Origin of the sequence: Phenylobacterium sp. NIBR 498073, assembly GCF_027286305.1 — a bacterium.
Taxonomy (GTDB): Bacteria; Pseudomonadota; Alphaproteobacteria; order Caulobacterales; family Caulobacteraceae; genus Phenylobacterium.
The window spans coordinates 270,812-294,002 of sequence record NZ_CP114599.1; the positions used below are offsets into that span (position 1 = coordinate 270,812).

Consider the following 23,191-nt stretch of genomic DNA (forward strand, 5'->3'; position numbering starts at 1 on the left):
GTCTCCTTAAGAGGTTCAGAAAGCGGAGCGTCCCCTTACGCCTTGCGGTTCCCGCGCGCAATGAACCGCGAACGCCCGTTTGGCCCGCCGCTTGCGAGGCCGGGGGCCTCACAGCGGGAGGCGTCATGTCCATCAGCAGCATTTCCTCGGTCCCGGCGGGCGGCGCGGCCGTCGCGTGCGGTTCGGCCAGCGACCCCCGCGGTGAGGGCAACCTTCTGTTTGCAAAGCGCTTCGGGTCCGCCGCCGATCGCCTGGCGGCGCTGGAGGACGAGGCCGACCTGGCCGCGATGATGGATCTGGCGGGCCTGACCGGCGGCAACAACGACTCGGCGGCTTTTGCCGCCCGGCCGCAGGGCGCCGAGAGCGCCGGCTTCGTCGACAGCCTGCGCGAGGTGCTGGCCGAGGGCGGCCTGGCCAGCTGGCTGGTGACGGGCGAGTCCGAGCCGATGAGCCTGGCCGACCTGCGCGCCGAGGTGACGGGCGGCGAGGTGCTGCCTTCGTACGGCCTGGCGCCGCGGCTGCCTGATCCGGCCGCGCCCGACTATCTGGACCAGGTCCGCCGCCGGCTGATCGGCATCGGCGAGGCGGGGGCGGCACCGCAGGCTCAGGACGCCCTCGACCGGGTGCTGCGCGAGGAACGGGCGCGGATGACAGAGCGCATGGTCGCCCAGCTGGCCCGCGGGGCGCACGGCTAGGCCTTACCTCGCAGGTCATCGACCGGCCGCGCCCAGCGGCCCATATCGGACCCAGCGACAACAGGAGGACGCCTCATGGCGCAGGACACCGGCATGCCCTTTTCCAACCTGATGGGGGTGGAGATCGTCGAGCGGAGCAAGGAGCGGGTGGTCGGCCGGCTGGTGGTGCGCGAGGACCTTTGCACCGCCGGCGGCATCCTGCACGGCGGGGCGTTCATGGCCTTCGCCGATGCGCTCGGCGCAATCGGCGGTTTCCTCAACCTGCCGGCAGGGGCGCGGACCACGACCCTGGAGTCGAAGACCAACTTCCTGGGCGCGGCCAAGGTCGGCGCGACCGTCACCGGCGAGGCCATACCGCTGCATATCGGCCGTCGCTCCAGCGTCTGGCAGACCCGCATCACCAGCGCCGAGGGCAAGCTGCTGGCCCTGGTGCTGCAGACCCAGATGACGGTCGAGGCTTAGCCGGCCCCGATGTCGGCGGCGCGGGTGAGGTTGAGCATCGCTTCGCCGCGCAGGTAGCGGCCCATGTTCTCGAGGAACAGGGCGTCGCCGCGCGCGCCGGTCAGCTCGCCGCGGTTGGAGGCGTGCGGCGTGACCCGCACCTTCGGGTGATCCCAGAACCAGGCGTCGGCCGGCAGTGGCTCGGTCTGGAAGACGTCGAGCACCGCATGGGCCGGCTGGTCGCGGTCGAGGCCGGCGCGCAGGGCGTCCTCGTCGAGCGGACCGCCGCGGCCGATGTTGATCAGGATCGCGCCCGGCTTCATGGCCGCGAAGAAGGCCGCGTCGGCCAGGTCGCGGGTCTCCTCATTGAGCGCGCAGGCCAGCACCACCACGTCGGCCGCCGGCAGGGTGCGCGGCAGGTCGACGAGCGTGCTCACCGCGTCGGCCAGACCCTCCGGATCGGGCGTGCGGCGGACGGCCTCGACCTCGGCCCCGAACGCCTTGGCGCGCCGGGCGATCTCACGGCCGATATTGCCGAAGCCGACGATCAGCCAGCGGGTCTGCCCGACCTCGCGGAAGTTCACCGGCGTCCAATCGTGGGCGCGCTGGCGGGCCGCCTGCTCGGCGATCGGATGCAGCAGGCTGAGCGCGTGGATGGTCACATATTCGGCGATGGCTGGGGCCTGGGCGCTGGAGTTCGTGACGGTCAGCCCATCCCGGGCCAGCGGCCTGAACATCGGGTTGTCGAGGCCGGCGAAGGCGGTCTGCACCTAGCGCGCGTCGGGCGAGGCGGCCAGCCGCGGGAAGTAGTCGCCGCCGCGTTTGCCGAACGCCTCAAGGCTCAGCCACCAGATGTCCGGTTTCAGGGCGCCGGGGTCGAACGGCGCGCCGCGCAGGGTCAGGCCGCCGTCCGGCTCCAGCACCACCACGTCGAGATCGGGCGCCAGGGCAGCGAGGCGGTCGGCGATGCGCTCATAGGGCGCGCGCAGGAGCAAGGCTTGCATGCCGCAACTCTAGCTCGCCGTCAGGCCGCGGCAATGGCTCACATTTGACAGTATGCTGTCAAAATAGCAATCTGCTGTCATGGAAGCATCCGCCGACGCCGTCCTGCGCCTGGTCGACGCTGTGGGCAGCGCCGCCGAACGCTTCGCCCAGCTCGAGGACAGGATGCTGGCCGACACCGGTTTCACAGGCGCGCGGATGCGGATCGCCGCGGTGCTGGCGCCGGACGCGACCCGGACCGCGCCGCAGATCGCCCGCAGCCTGGGGCTGACCCGCCAGGCGGTGCAGCGGGTGGCTGATGATCTCGCCGAGCTGGGTCTAGCCGAGTGGCTGGAGAACCCTGAGCACCGCCGCGCCCGCCTGTTGCAACTCACGCCGGCCGGGCGGGCGGCCTATGGCGAGGCCTTGCAGCGCAAGGCGCTGTGGGCCCAGGGCCTGTCGGAGGGGCTGACCCCCGCCTGGCTGGCGGTGGCGACCGAGCTGCTGGGCCTGATGACCCGGCGCATGGGGGCGAAAACGCGTTAGTTGACTCCGTCAACTAACCGTATTCCCTTGTCCCGGGAGGAGTTTCCATGCTGCCCAGGGACCCCGTCGCCGCCGTCCGGCGCTTCAACCGCTTCTACACCCGGCGCATCGGCGCGCTGGACGAGGCGCACCTCGGGTCGCCCTACACCCTGGCTGAGATGCGGGTGCTGTACGAGGTCGCCCAGGCGCCCGACGGGATCACGCCCAAGCTGCTGGCGACGCGGACAGGCATGGACAACGGCTATCTCAGCCGCGTGCTCAAGCGCTTCGAAACCGAGGCCCTGCTGACCCGCCAGACCTCGGCGAGCGACCGGCGCAGCGTCTCGGTATGGCTGACCTCGGACGGCATTCACGCCTACAATCGCTGGCTCGGCTTGGCCCAGGGCGCGGTGGAGGGGATGCTGGGCCCGCTGAGCAGCGTCCAGAAGACCAAGCTCACCCGGGCCATGGCCGAGATCGAGCACCTGCTCGAGGGGGCGGCCGCGGGAAAGATCGTGCTGCGTGGCCATCGCCCCGGCGACATGGGCTGGATCGTCCACCGCCATGGGGCGCTCTATGCGCGCGAGTACGGCTGGGATGAGCGGTTCGAGGCTCTGGTGGCGCGCATCGCCGCCGATTTCATCGACGCGTTCGATCCGAAGCGCGAACGCTGCTGGATCGCCGAGCGCGACGGCGAGCCGCTTGGCTGCATCGCGCTGGTGAAGGGCGAGGCCGAAGGGCAGGCCAAGCTGCGCCTGCTGCTGATCGAGCCGTCGGCGCGGGGTCTGGGGCTCGGCAAGCGGCTGGTCGCCGAGTGCGTCGCCTTCGCCCGCAAGACCGGTTACCGCGAGATCACCCTGTGGACCCAGAGCATCCTGACTGCGGCGCGCGCGGTCTATGCCGGCGCCGGATTTCAGCTGGTGGAGAGCCATCCCGACGACCTGATCGCCAAGGGCCTGATCAGCGAGACCTGGGTCCTGAAGCTCTAGACTCTTGAGCTCGGAGCATTTTGTTCGCGGAGGCGTCTATCCGCTTCGGCCAACAAGATGCTCTGGGGTGACAACGCTCCCGGCGAGCCTAGAGTGCGCGCCATGCGTAAACCCAACTTCATTGTCATTCTCGCCGACGATCTCGGCTATGGCGACCTCGGCTGCGACGGCGGCAAGGTGATCCGCACACCGCACCTGGACCGCATGGCGGCCGAAGGGGTCCGACTGACCGACTTCTACGCCTCGGCCAATGTCTGCACGCCCTCGCGGGCCGGCCTGCTGACCGGTCAGTACGCGATCCGCAACGGCCTGGCGCACGAGGTCATCCAGCCGGCTGACACCACCGGCCTGCCCCCGGACGCCCTGACCATCCCCAAGGCGTTGGGCGAGGACTACGCCAGCGCCCTGATCGGCAAGTGGCACCTGGGCCATGTGGCGCCGCACTGGCCGCCGATGGTCTATGGGTTCGACCGCTTTTACGGCCTGCCCTACAGCCACGACATGAAGCCGCTGGCGCTTTACGACAGCGCCACCTCGCCGATGACCGAGAGCAAGGCGGACTTCGCCAAGCTGACGGAATGGTTCTTCGCGCAGACCATCGCCTTCGCCGAGCAGAACCAGGACAAGCCGTTCTTCGTGCTGCTGGCGCTGACCGCGCCGCACATCCCGCTGAAGCCGAACCCCGACGACCTGACCGGCTCGCCCGGCGGCGCCTATGGCGAGGTGGTCGAGGAGATCGACCTCAATGTCGGGCGGCTGCTGGACAGGCTGAAGGCGCTGGGCCTCGACGAGGACACCATGGTGGTCTTCACCTCGGACAACGGGCCGTGGTTCGAGGGCTCGTCCGGCCCGTTCCGCGATCGCAAGGGCGGCTCGGCCTGGGACGGCGGCTTCCGGGTGCCGTTCATCGCCCGCCAGCCGGGGACGCTGCCGGCCGGCGCGGTCAGCGACGCGCTGGCCAGCAATCTCGACCTGCTGCCGACGCTCTGCGCCATGGCTGGCCGGCCGGCGGTCGCCGACCGCGAACTCGACGGCGCTGACCTGTCGGGCGTGCTGAAGGATGGCGCGGCCTCGCCGCACGAAGAGATCGTGCTGTTCGACAACGCCAAGGTCGCGGCGGTGCGCACGCCCCGCTGGAAGTACGTGGCGCGGTCCTACTACCGGACCTACGACATCCCGCTGGACGGTTATCCGCTGCTGTTCGACATGGATATCGACCCGGGCGAGAACTACAGCGTAGCGCGCAACTTTCCGGACGCCGCGGCGGACATGCGCGCGCGGCTGGAGAGGGCCAGAGCCAAGTACGAACCGATGGCGGACGCGTTCCCGCCGCACGTGGCGCCGGCCTCGGCGGCCGACCACCCCGACTGACGGATCAGTCTATTTGCGGCGTTGCTTGCGCGCGGCGTAGCGGGCGTCGCGCGCGGCCTTCTGGGCGGCGCGCAGCTCCAGCTCGGCGGTCTCGGCGTTGAACGCCTCGATCTCGCGCTTGAGCGCGTCCTGCTCGGCCTGAACGCGTCGACGTTCGGCGCGCTCGATCTCGCGCTTGGCGCGGAGCTCGGCCAGTTCGTTGGCTTTGATGGTGGCGCGGTCTGTGCCCGGTTCGGCCGTGACGGTGGGTTTCACCTTCATCTTGGCCAGGAGGGCCTTCTTGGCTTCGAGGGACGCAGTCGCGCGGTCTTGGAAAGTGCTGTTCTTAAGATAACTCATGCGGGCGTCCCCATCTCCCAAATCGCGGGAAAATGCAATCGGGAGATGGTGCGTTTGTTCGCCGCGGCGCATCCGTGTGGCGCGGATGCACGTATCTGTCGGAGAGGCGCGCCAGCGCTGGTCCCGGGAGAGCCGCCATGGACTCGATTTCGCGCAGAACCGTTGTGGCGATGGGCGTTGCGTTGTTCGGCGCGCCGCGGGCCGTGGCGGCGGATAAGCTTGCCTTCGCGGCGTTCCGGAACGGGGTTCGGGTCGGCGAACATGAGATGAGCTTTTCCGGCGCCGCCGACGATGTCGCGGTCCGCACGGAGGTGTCGCTGGTGGTCAAGCTCGGGCCGGTTCCAGTCTATCGTTACACCCACCGGGCGCTGGAGCGCTGGCGCGGCGGCCGCTTTTCCAGTCTCGAGACGACCACCGACGGCAACGGCAAGCTGCAACGGGTGGAGGCGCGGCGCGGCGCTGACGCGGTGGTGATCGAAAGCGCGGGCGGGCTGGTCAAGGCCCCCGCGAACGCAGTGCCGCTGACCCACTGGAAAGCCGCTACGTTGGGCAGTCCGCTGTTCAACCCGCAGGAGGGCAAGCTCCTGCGGCTGACGGCCCGGCGGGCGGGCGTCGAGCAGGTCAGGCTGGCCAGTGGCGAGCTCATCTCCGCCACCCGCTGGAGCCTGCGCGGCGAGAGCCAGATCGACAACTGGTACGATCAGGGCGGCGCCTGGGCCGCCCTGCGTGGTCGTCTCACGGACGGCTCGATCATGGAGTACCGGCGGCTCTAGAGCGCCGCGAGCACCGCGTCGCCCATCTGCACGGTCGAGAGCGAACCGCCCAGGTCGCGGGTGCGGGCCCCGCCCTCCAGCGCCTTGACCACGGCGGCGTAGAGCTTGTCGGCCGCCTCGGCGCGGTCCAGCGACCAGCGCAGGGCCATCTCCAGCGACAGGATCGCGGCCAGCGGGTTGGCCAGGTTCTGGCCGGCGATGTCCGGGGCCGACCCGTGGATCGGCTCATAGAGGCCGGGCTTGCCGGGCGCGCCCAGGGCGGCCGAGGGCAGCATGCCGAGCGAGCCGGTCAACTGAGCCGCGGCGTCCGAGAGGATGTCGCCGAACAGGTTGTCGGTGACCATGACGTCGAACTGCTTGGGATTCTTGACGATCTGCATGGCCGCGTTGTCGGCCAGGATGTGCTCGAGCTCGACGTCGGCATACTCGCGCTTGTGCAGGTCGGAGACGACCTCGCGCCACAGCAGGCCGCTATCCATGACGTTGGACTTCTCGGCCGAGTGGACTTTGTTGCGGCGGCCGCGGGCCAGCTCGAAGGCGACGCGGGCCACGCGCTCGATCTCGGCGGTGGTGTAGACCTGGGTGTCGACGGCGCGCTTGCCGCCCTCCGGCAGCTCCTCGATGAAGCGCGGCGAGCCGAAATAGATGCCGCCGGTCAGCTCGCGGACGATCATGAAGTCGAGGCCTTCGACCAGCTCGCGCTTGAGGCTGGAGGCGTCGGCCAGGGCGTTGAAGCACAGGGCCGGGCGCAGGTTGGCGAACACTTCCATGCCGGCGCGCAGGTTCAGCAGGCCCGCCTCGGGGCGCTTGTCGCGCGGGGCGCCGACCCACTTGGGACCGCCGACCGCGCCCATCAGCACGGCCTTCGACGCCTTGGCGGCGGCCAGGGTCTCGTCGGTCAGCGGCAGGCCGTGGGCGTCGTAGCTGGCGCCGCCGAACAGCCGCTCCTCGATGGCGAGATCCGGGGTCAGGGCCTCGGCCACGCGGCGGACCTGCGCGGTCACTTCCGGGCCGATGCCGTCGCCGGGCAGGAGGAGCAGGTCGGTCATGTGGGAACCCCCGTAAAAGTCACGCGCCTAGAGCTGGCGTTCGGAGGCGATCTCGTAGGCGAAGAGCCGGCGATCGGAAACCCCGAAGGCGGGCCAATGGCTGCGCCAGGTCGCCATGTGCGGCGTTTTGAAGTGGGCGTCGAGCGCGGCCTGGTCGCGCCAGGCCTCGAACACCCGGATCAGGCCGGGATCGAGCACGTCCTCGGCGTAGGAATATTCGAGGCAGCCGTCCTCGGCGCGGCTGGCGTCCAGCATGGCGCGCATGTGCGGCCGGAAGTCGTTCAGAACCTCCGGCGGCACCCGCACCGTGCCGGCGATGATCAGGCTCACGCCCGCTCCAGCCAGGGCTGGCTGATGGCCCGCTTGCCTTCGAAGACGTCGATCGACGGCGCGGCCTGCAGAGTCTCGCCGATGGCGTCGAGGCCGTTGAGCATCTTTTCCTTGCGGGACGGGTCGATCTGGAAGCTGAAGGTCTTGCCCGACGGCGAGACCACGGTCTGGGCCGCAAGATCGACCGTGACCATGTGGTTGCCGCCCTTGGCCTCTTCCATAAGGTCCTGAACTTCCTCGGGTTTCAGGACCACCGGCAGCAGGCCGTTCTGGAAGCAGTTGTTATAGAAAATGTCCGCGAAGCTGGTCGAGATCACGCAGCTGATCCCGAAATCCATCAGCGCCCAGGGGGCGTGCTCGCGCGAGGAACCGCAGCCGAAATTGTCGCCGGCGACCAGCACGCCGGCGCCTTTGTACTCCGGGCGGTTCAGAACGAAGTCGTTCTTTTCCTTGCCGTTTTCGTCGAAGCGGAAGTCGTAGAACAGGCCGCGGCCCAGACCCTCGCGCTCCACAGTCTTGAGGAACTGCTTGGGAATGATCTGGTCGGTGTCGATGTTCGCCAGCGGCAGCGGGGCGATCTTGGCGTCGAGGCGGGTGAAAGCTTGCATCAGTTTATCTTAGCAGAGGGCTGCGGACGGGTCTGGGTGATCGTCCAGCGGTCGAGGTTTGTCGCGGTCTGGCCCTTGGCGCTGGTGGTCATGGCGCTGGTGCAGACGACCTTTAGGGCAAGGCCGGTGGGAATGTCGATCTCGTGGCGGCAAGCGTCTTCGCGATTGATCTGCATGCTTGCGAACGCCGCCTGAACTTCCTTGGCCTTGTCGGGCGCCAGACGGGCCATCATGGCGCTGAGCGCCTGGCCCACGCTTGCGCTCGCCGACTGGGGATCGAAAGCTTGCTTCCACTCGATCACCGCACGGCCGGCGGCGGCGTCATAGGCCTGTAGCTCGAAAGTCCCCACAGATTTGATGGGCGGGCCTCCGAGCGGGTTGGGGAGGGCGTCTTCGTAGTCCACTGGATGGCCGAGCTTCAGCGCCGTCCCCTGCGACAGCGTCGCTAGCGACCATTCGCGCGAAACGACCTGCGCGGCCTGCTCCGGCGACAGGTCGCTGAAGATCTTCTTGGCGGTCAAGGCCGCGGCCGGCTCGGCCACGGCCTTGTCTATGGTCTGCTCGAGCAGTGTCCGCACCTGCGGCCAATTGCGGACTTTCGTCGGCGCGAGCGACGGCTCCACCTCCAGCACCACAGGCTGGTCCAGCAGGGCGTTCGTATCGAAGGCGGCGGCGTTGGTTCCGTCGAGCTGCGCCGAGCGGACGCGCAGGGTGATCACGCCGCCGTCGCCGTCGGCCGTCCAGTCGACGTCGCTGGTGCTGACGCTGCGCGCGATCTGCGCCGCGGTGTTGGGGCGGTTGCGCTCGCTGGTGCGCTCGACCGTCATCGTCCATGTCGCTCGGTCGGGCAGGACGATCGGGAGGTCCTGCGCTGCTGCGGGGGCTGCGATGGCAGCCGCCAGCACGGCCGCGGCCGGCCTCACGGGCGGGCGCCCTGCGAGATGAGGAGGGTCGGGGCGGACGCAACTCCTGATCGTATCGTGCAGACGCGAGTGCCGGGCTTTCGGCCGGTTTTCACCTCGGAGACGTCGAAACCTGCCGAAGCGATGCGGGCCTGGGCGGCGTCGATGTCGACCACTTGCCAGGCAAGGCCTCCGAAGCTGTCGGGCGCGTCGGTTACCTGCCGATCGAGGCGCGTGGCGAACTCCACGACGCTATCGGCGCAGCGGAAGAATAGCTGCCGAACCTTCCAATCGGGGTTGGAGCGGTCGAGGCGCAGGTCGAGCCCGAGCTTGGCGCCGTAGACGCCCAGCGCCCGGTCCGGGTTGGGGGTGTAGATCACCACGTGGTCGAGTTGGGCGATCGGCGCCTCGCCGGTCGGCTCCGACAGCGGCCAGGCGACCCCGTCGCGCGGCGGGGCGGTGAGCAGGATGTTGATCCCGCCCACCGCGGCGGCGTCCAGGGTGCTGGTCGTCCAGTAGCGCTTGCGGCCGTCGTCGTGGGTCGAGCGCGTCGAACGCGGCGGCGAGCCGGCGATCCCGCGGCGGGCCAGCAGGGTCTGGGCCGCGTCGATGTCCGGGGTGGTGAAGGCGATCGCCCAGATCCCCTCGCCGTGGGCGTCGAGATGGGCGCGGATGGTGTCGCCGAACGCGCCCTCGCCGTGCGGGGCGATGACGTCGAGCGCCATGTTGGGCAGCTGGAACCAGGCGTGCCGAGCCCCGCCGTCGCCGCCGACCCAGTTGGGGGCGACGCCGAGCAGGCGGGTGTAACCGTCGATGGCGGCCGGCAGATCGCGGACCGCCAGGGCGATGTGGTCGAGTCCAGAGATCACGGCGTGGTCCAGTAGGTGGGAGCCTCGGGTTCCGGTTCGCCCGGGTCGAACAGCAGCCGCAACGAGGCGACCACGAAGGCTGCGCCATAGGCGAGCAGCAGCGCCAGGCCGGCCGCGCCGAAGCCGACGCGCCAGCGGCGCTGGACGGCGGGATCGACCAGCTGGCGGCCGTCGGCGCGCAGGCCGAGCACCTTGCCGTTCAGCACCTCGACCTCAAGATGTGCGCCCCGCTCGAGGCGGATCAGCGGGAACGGGCTGCCGCAGTTGCGGTCGATGCGGCAGGGCAGGATCAGCGGGCTGGCCGTGGTTCCGAGATTGATCCCGAAGCTGCGGCCGAAGGCCCCGACCTTGTCGATGTGTTCGAGCTGGCCGGCGACGGTGCGGGTGGGGCCGAGATCGGCGCGCAGGCCGGCGGCGATCAGCCAGATGCCAGCGGCCAGGATCGGCGCGCAGAGCGCGACCATCGCCACCTCGACCGGCTTGTCGAAGCGGTCGCGGTCCTCGAAGGCGGCGAGGTTCTGGCGCATGCGGAACACCACCGCCAGCAGTCCGACGACCAGGATGTAGCCGCCGACCAGCATCAGCGGTCCGATCTGGCCCGGGCCGCGGCCGAACATGCCGCCCTCGCCGAGGAAGGCGGCGGCCATGGCGCCGAGGCCGGCGCAAAGGATGGGAAGCCCCCACCAGACGAGAAAGCTGGTGCGGGCGCTCATCATCACATGAAATCCCTGACGTCGGCGATGTGGCCGGCGATGGCGGCGGCGGCGGCCATGGCCGGGCTCATCAAGTGGGTCCGCCCGCCGCGGCCTTGCCGGCCCTCGAAATTGCGGTTGGAGGTCGAGGCGCAACGCTGGCCGGGGGTGAGCCGGTCAGGGTTCATGCCCAGGCACATCGAACAGCCCGGCTCACGCCAGTCGAAGCCGGCGGCCTTGAAGATGGCGTCGAGCCCTTCTTCCTCGGCCTGGGCCTTCACCAGGCCGGAGCCCGGAACGACCATGGCCCGGACGTGGTCGGCGACGATCCGGCCGTGGACGAAGGCGTGCTGGACGACCTTGGCCGCCTCGCGCAGGTCCTCGATGCGGCTGTTGGTGCACGAGCCGATGAACACGACGTCGATCTTGGCGTCCTGAATCGGCTGGCCGGCGGCCAGGCCCATATATTCGAGGGCGCGGGCGGCCGAGGCGCGCTTGTCCGGGGTCGCGAAGCTGTCCGGATCCGGCGCGACGTCGGTGACGGCGATGACGTCCTCAGGCGACGTGCCCCAGGTGACGAGCGGGGCGATCTGGCCGCCGTCGATGACCACCTCGCGGTCGAACGTCGCGTCCGCGTCGGTGAACAGCGTCTTCCAGTAGCCCATGGCCATTTCCCAGGCCCCGCCCTTCGGCGCGGCCGGCCGGCCGGCCATGTAGTCGAAGGTCGTCTGGTCGGGCGCGACCAGGCCGGCGCGGGCGCCGCCCTCGATGGTCAGGTTGCACAGGGTCATGCGGCCTTCCATCGACAGGGCGCGGATCGCCTCGCCCGCATACTCGATGACGTAGCCGGTGCCGCCGGCGGTGCCGATCTCGCCGATGATGGCCAGCGCGATGTCCTTGGCCCCGACGCCGGGCGCCAGGGTCCCGTCGACGGTGACGCGCATGTTCTTCGCCTTCTTCTGGCGAAGCGTCTGGGTGGCCAGCACGTGCTCGACTTCCGAGGTGCCGATGCCGTGCGCCAGGGCGCCGAACGCGCCGTGGGTCGAGGTGTGGCTGTCGCCGCAGACGATGGTCATGCCCGGCTGCGTGCGGCCCTGCTCGGGGCCGACCACGTGGACGATGCCGTTGCGCACGTCGCCCATCGGGAAGAACTCGATGCCGTTGTCCTTGACGTTGCGCTCGAGCGTCTGCAGCTGCAGGCGCGCCTCGTCGTCGGCCACGGCGGCGACGCCCTTGGCCTGGCCCTCGGTCGGGATGTTGTGGTCGGCGACCGCGAGCGTGCGGTCCGGACGGCGCACCGGCCGATGATTGGCGCGAAGGCCGGCGAAGGCCTGCGGCGTGGTGACCTCGTGGATGAGGTGCAGGTCGATATAGAGGATCGTCTCGCCGTCTTGTTCCTCGACGACGTGAGCGTCCCAGATCTTATCGTAAAGCGTCTTTCCAACCATGGCCGGCATCTAGACCCTTTCCGGTTCAGGTGGGAACACCTGAACCGGATAAAAAAAGGACTTCTGCTTCCAAGTCGGAGCGCGACGGCCGCTTCAGCCGGCTTTGACTTGTCGCCATGCGCCTGCGTCTTGCCGAGGCGGACGCGCCCGCCTGCATTTGCCGAATTTTGCAGATCGGCTATTCATAAGCGCATGGCGAACGCCGATTGGGATCTGTTCCAGAGCCTGCATGCCGTGCTCCAGGCCGGCAGCCTGTCGGCGGCGGCGAAGGCCCGTGGCCTGACCCAGCCGACCCTGGGCCGCCACATCGAGGCGCTGGAGCAGAAGCTGGGCGCGCCGCTGTTCCTGCGCTCGCCCCGCGGCCTCACCCCCACCGACCTCGCCCGGCAGCTGGAAAGCCACCTGGCCGAGATGCACGCTGCGGCCGCTGCGGCGCTGCGCGACGCCTCCGGGTCGGCCGAACAGCTCAAGGGCGCGATCCGCATCACCGCCAGCCAGATCATGGGCGCCGAGGTGCTGCCGCCGATCCTCGGCGCGTTCCGCCGCGAGCACCCGGAGATCGACCTCGAGCTGGTGCTGTCGAACCGGGCCGAGGACCTCTCGCGCCGCGACGCCGACATCGCCGTGCGCATGGTCCGGCCGACCCAGGGGGCGCTGGTGGCCCGCAAGGTCGGGACGATCGGGGTCGGGTTCTATGCTTCGCCCGACTACATCGCCTGCTTCGGCGCGCCGCAGACCCTGGAGGAGCTGACCGCGCACACAGTGGTCGGGTTCGACCGCGAGACTCCGGCGCTGCAGGCCCTGGCCGACCTGGAGCTGCCCTGGGCGGTCAGCCGCGAGCTGTTCGCCTTCCGCTCGGACAACGACCTGGCGCAGATCGCCGCGATCCGCGCCGGGGTCGGGGTCGGGGCCTGCCAGCACCAGATCGCCCGCCGCTACGGCCTCACGCCGCTGCTGAGCAACGCCTTCGGGTTCGAGCTGGAGGTCTGGATCGCCATGCACGAGAACCTCAAGGGCCACCGGCGCATGCGGCTGATGTTCGATCATCTGGTGGCGGGGTTCCAGGCGTTCATCGCCGAAGGCCGCGGGGCATAGGACCGCCATGCCGGCGCGCATCCACATCGTTGGGGCCTCGTCCTCGGGCACGACCGCGCTGGGAACGGCGCTGGCGGCGCGGCTGGAGGCCGCGCACCTCGACACCGACAGCTTCTTCTGGGAGGCGACCGACCCGCCGTTCACCGCCAAGCGCCCCGAGGCCGAGCGGGTGGCGCTGATGGAGGCGGCGCTGGCGGGAGCGGACGGCTGGGTGATCTCCGGCTCGCTGATCGGCTGGGGCGACGTGTTTGTCCCGCGCTTCGACCTGGTGGTCTTCCTGCACGTGCCGCACGAGGTGCGTATGGAGCGGCTGATGGCGCGCGAGCGCGCGCGCTACGGCGCGGCGATCGAGCCGGGCGGGGCGATGCACGCCGCGCACCTGGAGTTCCTGGCCTGGGCGCAGGCCTATGAGACGCCCGGCTTCCCCGGCCGCAGCCTGGAGCGGCACCGGGCCTGGCTGGCGCGGCTCGCCTGCCCGGTGGTCGAGATCGCCGGGACGCCGAGCCTGGACGAGAGCGTGGCGCGGGTGATGGCGGCGGCGGGGTAGGCAAGGGGTCACTCCGGAAAGCGCAAAGCGCTTGTCCGGGACCCATTCGCTCAGGGCTTTGGAAAGCGGGGCGCGGCCGAGCCGCACTTTGATCGATCTGGTGTTCATGGGTCCCGGTCTTCGGCTGCGCCGAAGCCGGGATGACAGTTTAGACTTTGCCGACGCCTAGAAGTCTCGGCAGCTGGGCCATGGCGGTGAAGAGTTCGGCGCCGGCGTCGGCGAGCTCGGGCCCCGTGTCGGCGCTGGGCGGGGCGTAGCCCAGCACCCGCATGCCGGCAGCGGTGGCGGCCTGGACGCCGGCCAGCGAGTCCTCGACCACTACGCAGCGGGCCGGATCGGCGCGCAGGGCGCGGGCGGCGTGCAGGAAGAGGCCGGGATCGGGCTTCCAGGCGCCGACCTCATAAGCGCTGAACACCCGGCCCTCGAAGCGCGCCATCAGGCCGGTCAGCCGCAGGGTCTGGTCGAGCTTGGCCATCGGGCCGTTGGAGGCCACGCAAATCGGCGCGTCGAGGGCGTCGAGGGCTTCGTGCACGCCCTCGACCGCGCGCAAGTCGGCCTCGAAGGCGGCGGCGGTGGCGGCGCGGACCTCGGCGATGAAGCCGGCAGGGGCCGAGCGTCCGGCGCGGCGTTCGATCTCGGCCACGCAGTCGGCGATCTTCAGGCCGCGGAACACGGCCAGCGCCTCGGCCGCGTCCATGGGCGCGCCGGCGGCGGTGGCGGCCTGGGCCATCACCGCTAGGGCGATGGCCTCGCTGTCGACCAGGACGCCGTCGGAGTCGAAGATGACGAGGTCGATCACCGCGCCGGCCCTAGTGCGCGTCGTCCCAGTTGGCGGCGGCGCGGGCCTCGACGACCAGCGGCACCGACAAGGCGACCGCTGGTTCGGCCGCGCGTTCCATGATCTTGCGGGCCACGGCGATGGTGGCTTCGGCTTCGGCTTCCGGCGCCTCGAAGACCAGTTCGTCGTGCACCTGCAGCAGCATCCGCGCCTGCAGGCCGGCGGCCTTCAGCGCGCCCGGCATGCGGATCATCGCCCGGCGCATGACGTCGGCGGCCGCGCCCTGGATCGGAGCGTTGATCGCCGCGCGGTCGCCGAAGGCGCGCTCGGCCTGGGACTTGGAGTTGACCGCCGGGATGTGGACCTTGCGGCCGAAGATGGTGGTCACGAAGCCCTGGGTCCGCGCCGCCTGCTTGGTGCGGTCCATATAGGCGCGGATGCCGGGGAAGCGCTCGAAGTAGGTCTTGATGTAGGCCCCGGCCTCGTCCTGGGGGATCGACAGCTGGTTGGCCAGGCCGAAGGCCGAGATGCCGTAGACGATGCCGAAGTTGATCGCCTTGGCGCGGCGGCGGGTTTCGGCCGGCATGCCCTCGATCGGCACCCCGAACATTTCCGAGGCGGTGGCCGCGTGAATGTCGTGGCCTTCCATGAAGGCCTTCTTCAGCTGCGGGATGTCGCCGACATGGGCGAGGATGCGCAGCTCGATCTGGCTGTAGTCGGCGCTGATCAGCACATGGCCCGGCTCGGCGATGAACGCCTTGCGGATCTTGCGGCCTTCTTCGGTGCGGATCGGGATGTTCTGAAGGTTGGGGTCGTTGGACGACAGCCGCCCGGTGGTGGTCGAGGCCAGGGCGTAGGAGGTGTGGACGCGGCCCGTGCGGGGCGCGATCGCGGCGATCAGGTTGTCGGTATAGGTGCCCTTGAGCTTTGACAGCTGGCGCCAGTCGAGCAGCACGCGCGGCAGCTCGTGACCCTGGGCGGCCAGCTCCTCCAGCACCGAGGCGTCGGTGCCCTGCGCGCCGGTGGCGGTGACCCGCTTGGAGGCCAGGCCCATCTCGCCGTACAGCACCTCGCCGATCTGCTTGGGGCTGCCGAGGTTGAACGGGCGGCCAGCCAGCCGGTGGGCCTCGGCCTCGAACTCGCCCATCCGCACCGAGAAGTCGTTGGAGAGCTTGCGCAGGGTCTCGGTGTCGACCTTGATCCCCTCGTTCTCCATCGCCGCCAGCACCGGCGGCATGCCGCGCTCCAGGGTCTCGTAGACGGTCAGCAGGCCCTCGTGCGCGAGGCGCGGACGCAGGTGCTGATAGAGCCGCAGGGTGACGTCGGCGTCCTCGGCGGCGTAGCTGGTCGCCGGCTCCAGCGGCACGTGCTTGAAGCTCTTCTGCGACTTGCCGGTCCCGGTGACCGCCGAGAACTTGATCGGCTCGTGCTCCAGCCAGCGCTTGGAGAGCTCGTCCATGCCGTGGCTTTTGTGCAGGCCGCCCTCAAGGGCGTAGCTGATCAGCATGGTGTCTTCGATCGGCGCGACCTTGATCCCGTGCCGGTCGAGGACGGCGATGTCATACTTGGCGTTCTGGGCGACCTTGAGCACGGCTGGGTCTTCCAGGAGCGGCTTGAGGCGGGCGATCACCGCGTCCAGCTCCAGCTGCGCGATCGCCTCGGGGGCCTCGAACTCCAGGCCGCCGGTGCTCTCGTTCTCGTGGCCGACCGGGATGTAGCAAGCCTCGCCCGGAGCCACGGCCAGCGAGACGCCGCAGAGGGCGGCGTTGGCCGAGGACAGGGCGTCGGTCTCGGTGTCGAAGGCCACGACCCCGGCGGTCCTGGCCCGCGCGATCCAGGCGTCGAGGGTCGGCAGGTCGCGGACGCAGACATATTCGCTGACGTTGATCGCCGCGGCCGCCGGCGCGGCCGGCGGCCGGGCGGCGGGCGTGGGGGCGAGCGTCGCCGAGGCGGCCGCGCCGCCGCCGGCCACGCGGCGGGCCAGGCTGCGGAACTCCATCTCCTCAAGGAAGGCGGCCAGCTCCTCCGCATTGGGGTCGTCGACCGCCAGGGCGTCGATCGGTTCGGGCAGCGGGGTCTCGCAGTCCAGCCGCACCAGCTCACGCGAGAGGCGGATCTGGTCGGCGAACGCGATCAGGGTGTCGCGGCGCTTGGGCTGCTTGATCTCGCCGGCGCGGGCCAGCAGCGTGTCGAGGTCGCCGTACTCGTTGATCAGCAAGGCGGCGGTCTTGATCCCTATCCCGGGCGCGCCCGGGACGTTGTCGACGCTGTCGCCGCAGAGCGCCTGGACGTCGACGACCTTTTCCGGCGGCACCCCGAACTTTTCGATCACCTGCTCGCGGCCGATCTTCACGTTCTTCATGGTGTCGAGCATCGACACCTTGTCGCCGACCAGCTGCATGAGGTCCTTGTCGGACGAGATGATCGTCACCTCGCCGCCGGCGTCGCGCGCCTTGCAGGCGTAGGCGGCGATCAGGTCGTCGGCCTCGTAGCCGGGCAGCTCCAGGCTGGGGATGCCGAAGGCGCGGGTGGCGCGGCGCATCAGCGGGAACTGCGGGACCAGATCCTCGGGCGGCGGCGGGCGGTGGGCCTTGTACTGGTCGTAGAGCTTGGTGCGGAAGGTCTTCTCGGAGTGGTCGAAGATCACCGCCAGATGGGTCGGCGCCTCGGGCTGGGCCTTCATGTCGACCAGCAGCTTCCAGAGCATGTTGCAGAAGCCGCTGATCGCCCCGATCGGCAGGCCGTCGCTCTTGCGAGTCAGCGGCGGCAGCGCGTGATAGGCGCGGAAGATGTAGCCGGAGCCGTCGACCAGGTAGAGCCGCACGGCCGGCCCGTCCTGGGTCGGCTGGCGGGGGATGTCGGCGAGGGTCGGGGCGTCGAGGGGCGCGTCGGTCATGGCGGGAACATAGGGTGCACGCGGGCGAAGGTCATCCACCGCGTGGCGCGGCGGCGCAGGTTCGTCGTCGGCGGCCGCGGCGATGCATTCTACGTAAAATGCGTAAAGTACAGATCAAGTAATATGCGGACGATGTCGCGATGATCTGAGTGTAACGACGAATCAATACAATCATGAGACGTTCGATCGACCGTTCTTTGGGGCGTGGGGTGTTTCGTGGAAATTCTCGGGCTCTGCTTCAGCAGTCGTGTCGACGGGGTCGCGACCGGCCACGACGGCGCCTTGGTGGTGATCTCCTATCTCGTGGCCGCCGTGGCCTCGTTCACCGCCCTGGACATGGCCGAGCGGTTGAACTCGGCCCAGGGCCCGGCCCGGCGGTTCTGGCATCTCGGCGCGGCCGGGGTGCTGGGCGGCGGGGTCTGGTCGATGCACTTCATCGCCATGCTGGCCTACCGCACGCCGTTCAAGGTCGAGTACGACCCGGGGCTGACCATCCTGTCGGGCGCGATCGCCATGATCGCCACGGCCGGCGGGCTGAAGGCGATCGCCGACAGCGGCGGCTGGCGGGGCATCCTGACCGGCGGGACCCTGGTCGGGCTGGGCGTGGCGGTCATGCACTATATGGGCATGGAGGCGATGCGGCTGCCGGGCGAGGTCTACTACCGGCCCGGCTTCTTCGCGCTGTCGGTGCTGATCGCGGTGGCCGCGGCGAGCGTGGCCCTGTGGCTGGTGGTCAACCTGCGCACGGCGCGCCAGCGCGGCGCGGCGGCGGTGGTGATGGCCGCGGCGATCTGCGGCATGCACTTCACCGCCATGGCCGGCACCGTGATCGTCGCCGGTCCGGGGCAGGCGGCGGACGGCGAGCTGGTCTCCGGCTCGCTGCTGTCGGCGACCATCGTGGCCTGCACGGCGCTGATCCTGACGATCGGGCTGATGTGCGCCTATATCGACCGGCGGCTGGAGGCGCGCTCGCTGGCAGAGGCCGAGCGGCTGCGGGCGCTCAACGGCCAGCTGGAGTCGGCGGTGCAACTGCGGACCGCCGACCTGACCAGCGCCCTGGCCGCGCTCGATGAGCAGCGCCGGCGGGCCGAGGACGCCAATCGCGCTAAGTCCGACTTCCTGGCCAATATGAGTCACGAGCTGCGCACACCGCTGAACGCGGTGATCGGGTTCGCCGACATCCTGCGCATGCGCGGCAGCGAGCCGCTGACCGGACGCCAGTCCGAGGCGGTCGAGCAGATCCACACCGCCGGGCGCCACCTGCTGGCGCTGATCGAGGAGGTGCTGGACTTCGCCAAGATCGAGAGCGGCAAGGTCTCGGTGTCGATCGAGGCGGTCGATCCGCAGGAGGTCGCCGAGGCCCTGGCCGGGACCTTCCGGCCGATGGCCGACCGCGCCGGGATCAGCGTGACGATCGCCGCGCCCGAGGCCGAGCTGGCGGTGCGGGCCGACCACCTGCGGCTCAAGCAGGTGCTGGCCAACCTGATCTCCAACGCCATCAAGTACAACCGCCCGCGCGGCTCGGTGGAGGTGGCCGCCCAGGCGCAAGGCGAGCGGGTGCTGATCAGCGTCCGCGACACCGGGCTGGGCATTCCGACCGGGCGGATGGCCGACCTGTTCGAGCCCTTTGAGCGGCTGGGCCGCGAGGGGTCTGGCGTGGAGGGCGCGGGGCTCGGCCTGGCTCTGACCCGCCGGCTGGTCGAGGCGATGGGCGGCAAGCTCCACGTCGAAAGCCTGGAGGGCGTCGGCTCGACCTTCATCGTCGACCTGCCCGCGGCCGAGCCGGCCCAGGTCGCCGCCCGCGAGGAGGACCGCCGCAGCGCGGTCGTCGGCAAGGCCCCTGACGCGGTGGTGCTCTACATCGAGGACAACGCCTCGAACATCCGGCTGATGCGCCACATCGCCGAGGCGCTGGGCAGCCTGGACCTGCACGTCGCCGAACTGCCGATGGAAGGGCTGGAGCTTGCCGCGGCCCTGCGCCCAGACGTCATCCTGCTGGACATCAACCTGCCGGGCATGGACGGATTCCAGGTCAAGACGCGGCTGGAGGCCGACCCCGCCACCCGGGACATCCCGGTGATCGCCATCTCGGCCAACGTGCTGTCCGAGACCGTGACCCGCGGCAAGACGTCGGGCTTCCACGGCTACCTGACCAAGCCGATCAACATCGAGGCCCTGGTCGCGGCGATCTCCGCGGCCGTCGAGCCCACGCCGCCGACGGCGATCAGCGCTTAGCCGAAGCGTTTGTTGAGGTCGGTGAGTCCCTGACCGGCCTGTGCCAGGGCGTCAGCGTCGCCGCTTTCAAGAAACGCGCTCATCGCGCGGCCGAGCGCGGCGTAGGCGGCGCGGAACGGGGCGGTGGCCGAGGACAGCCGCCGCACGCCCAGCGCCTGCAGCCGCGCAGCGCTCGGCGCGCCGCCACGGCCCATGACGTTGAGCGGCAGGGCGATCTGGCGCGCCAGGGTCCCGAGCAGGGCGTCGTCGACCGGGCCGGGCACGAAGATCCCGTCGGCGCCGGCGGCGCGGTAGAGTTCCGCCCGGCGCAGGGTTTCGGCCAGCGCCGCCTCGCCCTGCGCCAGGCCGCGCAGATAGACGTCGGTGCGGGCGTTGACGAACAGGGCCACGCCCGCCTGGCCGGCGGCCTTGCGGGCCGCCTCGATCTTGCGGGCGTGCAGGTCCGGGGCGCGGACGCCGTCCTCGAGGTTGATCCCGACCGCGCCGGCGCCGATCACGCCCTTGACCGTCTCGGCGAGGGTTTGCAGGTCGTCGGAATAGCCGCCCTCGATGTCGGCGGTCAGCGGGACCTTCAGCACGCGGGCGATCTCGCCGATGGCCGCCAGCAGGGTCGGGACCGGCAGCAGGTCGCCGTCGGCGTAGCCGTGGGCCCAGGCGACCGCGGCGGAGGAGGTGGCGACGGCCTGGGCGCCGGCGTCCTCCATCAGCGCCGCGCTGGCGGCGTCCCACGCGTTGGGCAGCACGAGGATCTGCGGACCCGCGTGGAGTTGCTTGAAAGCGGCAGCTTGGCTCATGATCGCCTCCTCCTGTGGCTCAGGCAGAGACGATATAGGCGCCGCCGGTGTGACATTCCGGCGGGAATCGGCCGTGGTCAGCGGGCTGCTGACAACGGGGTGTCAGTGGACGTGCGGGCCTTCGTAGACGCCGGGGGCCAGGCGCTCGTCCTCGGGGCCTTCCGAGCCGTCAGGCAGCACGAAGCGGCGGTCGCAGTAGGGGCATTCGACGAAGGTCGCCTCGCCCATCTCCAGCCAGACGCGCGGGTGGCCGAGCGCGCCGCCGACGCCGTCGCAGGCGACCCGGCCCGAGCGAACCACCACCACTTCCGACGGCGGCAGGTCCGGCGTATGGGCGCCCTTGGCGGGCATGGGCTCCAGTTGCGAGGAGCGGCCTTGGTCGGGGACGGGGGCTTTACGGGCCATTCTTGAACTCTCCGGCGGCGGAAGCTTGGCGGATGCGCCGCACGCGCCTAGGTATCGGACCACGGCTTCGCCCGTCAATGCACGCCCCGGACACAAAGAGACGCATGGACCTACCTGAGTTCGCCATCGAGGCCGAAGGCGTCGTGAAGATCTACCCGGCGACCAAGACCGCGCCGCAGATGCACGCCCTGCGCGGGCTGGACCTGAAGATCCCGCGAGGATCGATCTTCGGGCTGCTGGGCCCCAACGGCGCCGGCAAATCGACCTTCATCAACACCCTGGCCGGGCTGACCAAGAAGACATCCGGCACGGTGCGGATCTGGGGCCGCGACATCGACCAGCGCCCGCGCGACGCGCGGGCCGCGATCGGGGTGGTGCCGCAGGAGATCGCCGCCGACCCGTTCTTCACCCCGCGCGAGTCGCTGGAGGTGCAGGCCGGCATGTACGGGGTGCCGGCGGCCGAGCGCCGGACCATGGAGCTGCTGAACGCGCTCGGTCTCGGCGACAAGGCCGGGGCCTATGTGCGCCAGCTGTCGGGCGGCATGAAGCGCCGCCTGATGGTCGCCAAGGCCATGGTGCACAACCCGCCGGTGCTGATCCTCGACGAGCCGACCGCCGGGGTCGACGTCGAGCTGCGCCGCCAGCTGTGGAACTATGTGGTCGAGCTGAACCGCAAGGGCGTGACCATCGTCCTGACCACGCACTACCTGGAGGAAGCCCAGGAGCTCTGCGACCAGATCGCCATCGTCAATCGCGGCGAGGTGGTGGCCTGCGAGCCGACCTCCAGCCTGCTGCGCCGGCTCGACACCCGCAACGTGGTGGTGACGCCCGAGGAGCCGCTGATGGTCGCGCCCGAGCTGCCGGGCTTCGAGACCAAGCCGCGGGCGGGCGGAGCCTTCCAGGTCACCTACCGGACCGGCCAGTCGAGCGTCGAGCAGGTGCTGGCCGCGGTGCGCGCCACCGGCCTGCACATCAAGGACATCGCCACCGAGGATCCGGACCTGGAGGACGTCTTCGTCTCGCTGACCACCGCCGGCGCCTGAACGCTTCCGTTTCGCGCAGCTTTCGGCTAGACAGCGCAACTCGCTCAGACGCACCCGTAGCTCAGCTGGATAGAGCGTTGCCCTCCGAAGGCAAAGGTCACACGTTCGAATCGTGTCGGGTGCGCCATTTTCCCTCGCCTTGAACCGTCGGCGGCGAGGCGACTATTTCCCTTCGATCGACAAAATGACCTGAGCCGGACCGTCGCCGGCCGTTGGCAGGCGCGTCCTTGGCCGCCACCGAGCCGGCCGTGATGGTCAGGCGTTTGAGTGCGGATGTGAGGTTGGCCCGCCGGGCGTCGTCCCCCACGGCGCCTGCAGCTCCAGTCCTTGGCGATAGGACAACTTGATCCGGCCCTCGTCATGCGCGTCTGGGTCTCATCCGCTCGAAGTCCAGACAGATGGACGGCTGCGTGTACAAATGCAGTTTAGAAGAGAAGTCGGATGTGGGGGGATAATGGCCAATCCAGATACGCCGCCATTGGCAGGCGACTATGCAGAGTGCCCATACTGCGCAGAGCTAATCCTCAAGAAGGCGATCAAGTGCAAACATTGCGGGGAGTTCGTCGGGAGCAATGCCGCCGCTGGGGCGCCTGAGCCGGCGTCATCAGCCGGGCCGCGCAAACCCCCCTCAAGCCCCTTGGCCTTCGTGCTTGCGGTGCTCGGCGCGTCTGGGATCGGGGCTTACGGGTACGTGGTGCAGTCGGCCGCGGGCTTTGCTGCGGGCGCCGCGCTTTATGCTGCAGCTGTCGCCTTCGTACTTCTCGGACCGATCGGTTGGAAAATTGGCGATGCACTTCGCCGCTATGCGATGCCCGAAGCGGTCTTTGTTCGGGGCGGCTTTTGGGAACTCGTGCAGAATCGACTCTTCTGGCAACTCGGCCCCCAGTTCATCGGCATGGCCAGCGTGGGCGCTGTCCTTGTCTACGCCGCCATCGTGTTAGCTCCGCCCTCAACCACGATGGCGGTCGCTGAGAGCAAGGCCGAGATCGACGGCGAGGCCGCCGTGCAAGCCGAGGAACCAGCGTCACAAGCTGACGAGGCGGCTGGCGCCGAGGCAACGGGTGAGGCGGCCGTCGAAGCCGCGGTCGCCCACGCTCGAGAGCTGTGTCGCGTGGAAGGGACGGAAGACAATCCCGTTACCTTCGACGAGTTGACGGAAATGTCGGGGGTTCAGGTCGCCGCGTTCGAGGAGGCCAGCCGCCGAGGCGTGCCGCTCACCGCGGCAGACCAAGTCTGTCTCCGAGATGCGCAGGCGTTTCTACGCGATTCCAATTCCGCTGGCGTCGGTGACGATCTCGAACCGGCGCCCGAAGAAGCGCAACCTCACTCTCCCGATCCGGCCCAGGGCGAACAGCCGTCCTAGCTTCGTGGACTAGGACGCTATCG

25 protein-coding genes and 1 tRNA gene are annotated in these 23,191 nt (G+C 69.8%); 12 read left to right on the forward strand and 14 right to left on the reverse strand.

All coding sequences use genetic code 11. The annotated features are described in order from the left end of the window. The first annotated feature begins 125 nt into the window (after positions 1 to 125). Together O4N75_RS01395 and O4N75_RS01400 are read left to right on the forward strand one after the other, a co-directional pair. A complete protein-coding gene (locus O4N75_RS01395) occupies positions 126 to 695 on the forward strand; it encodes a hypothetical protein (RefSeq protein ID WP_269627619.1) in 570 nt (189 codons plus the stop codon). A gap of 75 nt (positions 696 to 770) precedes the next feature. After that, positions 771 to 1,157: a PaaI family thioesterase gene (locus O4N75_RS01400; protein ID WP_269627620.1), complete on the forward strand. Its 387-nt coding sequence runs from the start codon at positions 771 to 773 to the stop codon at positions 1,155 to 1,157. Here the strand turns inward: O4N75_RS01400 and O4N75_RS01405 are convergent. Continuing rightward, positions 1,154 to 1,906, reverse strand: coding sequence for an NAD(P)-dependent oxidoreductase (locus tag O4N75_RS01405; RefSeq protein ID WP_269627621.1), 753 nt, complete (start codon positions 1,904 to 1,906; stop codon positions 1,154 to 1,156). The two genes, O4N75_RS01400 and O4N75_RS01405, sit on opposite strands and share 4 nt — an antisense overlap. Further along, entirely contained in the window at positions 1,907 to 2,140 is a 234-nt protein-coding gene (locus O4N75_RS01410; protein WP_269627622.1) for a hypothetical protein, read from the reverse strand. It lies immediately after the preceding gene. 79 nt (positions 2,141 to 2,219) lie between these two features. Between O4N75_RS01410 and O4N75_RS01415 the strand changes: the two genes are divergently transcribed. The 3 genes from O4N75_RS01415 (at position 2,220) to O4N75_RS01425 (ending at position 5,002) form a co-directional block, all read left to right on the forward strand. Next, positions 2,220 to 2,663 (forward strand): MarR family transcriptional regulator, encoded by a 444-nt coding sequence (locus O4N75_RS01415; protein WP_269627623.1) that lies wholly within the window; start codon positions 2,220 to 2,222, stop codon positions 2,661 to 2,663. 47 nt (positions 2,664 to 2,710) lie between these two features. Continuing rightward, positions 2,711 to 3,631 (forward strand): helix-turn-helix domain-containing GNAT family N-acetyltransferase, encoded by a 921-nt coding sequence (locus O4N75_RS01420; protein WP_269627624.1) that lies wholly within the window; start codon positions 2,711 to 2,713, stop codon positions 3,629 to 3,631. A 102-nt stretch (positions 3,632 to 3,733) separates the two neighbouring features. Further along, on the forward strand, positions 3,734 to 5,002 hold the full coding sequence (locus O4N75_RS01425) for a sulfatase (protein ID WP_269627625.1): 1,269 nt from the start codon (positions 3,734 to 3,736) through the stop codon (positions 5,000 to 5,002). A gap of 9 nt (positions 5,003 to 5,011) precedes the next feature. Here the strand turns inward: O4N75_RS01425 and O4N75_RS01430 are convergent, their stop codons facing one another. Further along, complete coding sequence (locus tag O4N75_RS01430; RefSeq protein WP_183772370.1) at positions 5,012 to 5,341, reverse strand: DUF6481 family protein; 330 nt, start codon at positions 5,339 to 5,341, stop codon at positions 5,012 to 5,014. Between the two features lie 137 nt (positions 5,342 to 5,478). On the opposite strand from O4N75_RS01430, the gene O4N75_RS01435 reads away from it, so the two are divergent. Beyond that, complete coding sequence (locus tag O4N75_RS01435) at positions 5,479 to 6,114, forward strand: DUF6134 family protein (RefSeq protein WP_269627626.1); 636 nt, start codon at positions 5,479 to 5,481, stop codon at positions 6,112 to 6,114. On the opposite strand, the gene leuB is transcribed toward O4N75_RS01435, so the two are convergent. The 7 genes from leuB to leuC are packed head-to-tail and all read right to left on the reverse strand — an operon-like array spanning position 6,111 to position 12,012. After that, positions 6,111 to 7,163, reverse strand: a complete 1,053-nt coding sequence (gene leuB, locus O4N75_RS01440) for a 3-isopropylmalate dehydrogenase (RefSeq protein ID WP_269627627.1) — start codon at positions 7,161 to 7,163, stop codon at positions 6,111 to 6,113. The two genes, O4N75_RS01435 and leuB, sit on opposite strands and share 4 nt — an antisense overlap. A 27-nt stretch (positions 7,164 to 7,190) precedes the next feature. Continuing rightward, the gene (locus tag O4N75_RS01445) at positions 7,191 to 7,493 is read right to left on the reverse strand and encodes a putative quinol monooxygenase (protein ID WP_269627628.1); all 303 of its coding nucleotides are present in this window, start codon (positions 7,491 to 7,493) and stop codon (positions 7,191 to 7,193) included. Continuing rightward, positions 7,490 to 8,101, reverse strand: coding sequence for a 3-isopropylmalate dehydratase small subunit (gene leuD, locus O4N75_RS01450; RefSeq protein ID WP_269627629.1), 612 nt, complete (start codon positions 8,099 to 8,101; stop codon positions 7,490 to 7,492). Before leuD ends, O4N75_RS01445 begins: the two co-directional genes overlap by 4 nt. Further along, complete coding sequence (locus O4N75_RS01455; RefSeq protein WP_269627630.1) at positions 8,101 to 9,024, reverse strand: hypothetical protein; 924 nt, start codon at positions 9,022 to 9,024, stop codon at positions 8,101 to 8,103. Before O4N75_RS01455 ends, leuD begins: the two co-directional genes overlap by 1 nt. Continuing rightward, positions 9,021 to 9,872 (reverse strand): VOC family protein, encoded by an 852-nt coding sequence (locus O4N75_RS01460; protein WP_269627631.1) that lies wholly within the window; start codon positions 9,870 to 9,872, stop codon positions 9,021 to 9,023. The genes O4N75_RS01455 and O4N75_RS01460 overlap by 4 nt, the downstream gene beginning before the upstream one ends. Then, positions 9,869 to 10,588 (reverse strand): hypothetical protein, encoded by a 720-nt coding sequence (locus tag O4N75_RS01465; RefSeq protein WP_269627632.1) that lies wholly within the window; start codon positions 10,586 to 10,588, stop codon positions 9,869 to 9,871. The genes O4N75_RS01460 and O4N75_RS01465 overlap by 4 nt, the downstream gene beginning before the upstream one ends. Then, positions 10,588 to 12,012, reverse strand: a complete 1,425-nt coding sequence (leuC, locus tag O4N75_RS01470; protein ID WP_269627633.1) for a 3-isopropylmalate dehydratase large subunit — start codon at positions 12,010 to 12,012, stop codon at positions 10,588 to 10,590. Before leuC ends, O4N75_RS01465 begins: the two co-directional genes overlap by 1 nt. 192 nt (positions 12,013 to 12,204) lie before the next feature. On the opposite strand from leuC, the gene O4N75_RS01475 reads away from it, so the two are divergent. Both O4N75_RS01475 and O4N75_RS01480 read left to right on the forward strand, forming a co-directional pair. Further along, positions 12,205 to 13,107 (forward strand): LysR family transcriptional regulator, encoded by a 903-nt coding sequence (locus O4N75_RS01475; RefSeq protein WP_269627634.1) that lies wholly within the window; start codon positions 12,205 to 12,207, stop codon positions 13,105 to 13,107. A 7-nt stretch (positions 13,108 to 13,114) separates the two neighbouring features. Beyond that, a complete protein-coding gene (locus O4N75_RS01480; RefSeq protein ID WP_269627635.1) occupies positions 13,115 to 13,654 on the forward strand; it encodes a hypothetical protein in 540 nt (179 codons plus the stop codon). 148 nt (positions 13,655 to 13,802) lie between these two features. On the opposite strand, the gene O4N75_RS01485 is transcribed toward O4N75_RS01480, so the two are convergent. Beyond that, entirely contained in the window at positions 13,803 to 14,453 is a 651-nt protein-coding gene (locus tag O4N75_RS01485; RefSeq protein WP_269627636.1) for an HAD-IA family hydrolase, read from the reverse strand. Positions 14,454 to 14,463: 10 nt separating this feature from the next. Further along, positions 14,464 to 17,328 carry a DNA polymerase I gene (gene polA, locus O4N75_RS01490; RefSeq protein WP_269627638.1) on the reverse strand — a complete coding sequence of 955 codons (2,865 nt, stop codon included), beginning with the start codon at positions 17,326 to 17,328 and terminating at the stop codon, positions 14,464 to 14,466. Between the two features lie 216 nt (positions 17,329 to 17,544). Here polA and O4N75_RS01495 point away from each other — a divergent pair, with 216 nt between their 5' ends. Beyond that, entirely contained in the window at positions 17,545 to 19,563 is a 2,019-nt protein-coding gene (locus tag O4N75_RS01495; protein ID WP_269627639.1) for an MHYT domain-containing protein, read from the forward strand. Here O4N75_RS01495 and O4N75_RS01500 read toward each other — a convergent pair. Then, positions 19,560 to 20,357, reverse strand: coding sequence for an isocitrate lyase/phosphoenolpyruvate mutase family protein (locus tag O4N75_RS01500; RefSeq protein WP_269627640.1), 798 nt, complete (start codon positions 20,355 to 20,357; stop codon positions 19,560 to 19,562). The genes O4N75_RS01495 and O4N75_RS01500 overlap by 4 nt on opposite strands. 102 nt (positions 20,358 to 20,459) lie before the next feature. Further along, on the reverse strand, positions 20,460 to 20,708 hold the full coding sequence (locus O4N75_RS01505; protein ID WP_269629419.1) for a zinc-finger domain-containing protein: 249 nt from the start codon (positions 20,706 to 20,708) through the stop codon (positions 20,460 to 20,462). Positions 20,709 to 20,866: 158 nt separating this feature from the next. Here O4N75_RS01505 and O4N75_RS01510 point away from each other — a divergent pair, with 158 nt between their 5' ends. From O4N75_RS01510 to O4N75_RS01520, 3 genes are all read left to right on the forward strand, one after another. Beyond that, positions 20,867 to 21,805, forward strand: coding sequence for an ABC transporter ATP-binding protein (locus O4N75_RS01510; RefSeq protein WP_267234160.1), 939 nt, complete (start codon positions 20,867 to 20,869; stop codon positions 21,803 to 21,805). Between the two features lie 50 nt (positions 21,806 to 21,855). Beyond that, a tRNA-Arg gene (locus O4N75_RS01515) sits at positions 21,856 to 21,932 on the forward strand. Positions 21,933 to 22,259: 327 nt separating this feature from the next. After that, positions 22,260 to 23,168, forward strand: a complete 909-nt coding sequence (locus tag O4N75_RS01520; RefSeq protein ID WP_269627641.1) for a hypothetical protein — start codon at positions 22,260 to 22,262, stop codon at positions 23,166 to 23,168. Positions 23,169 to 23,191: the final 23 nt, after the last annotated feature.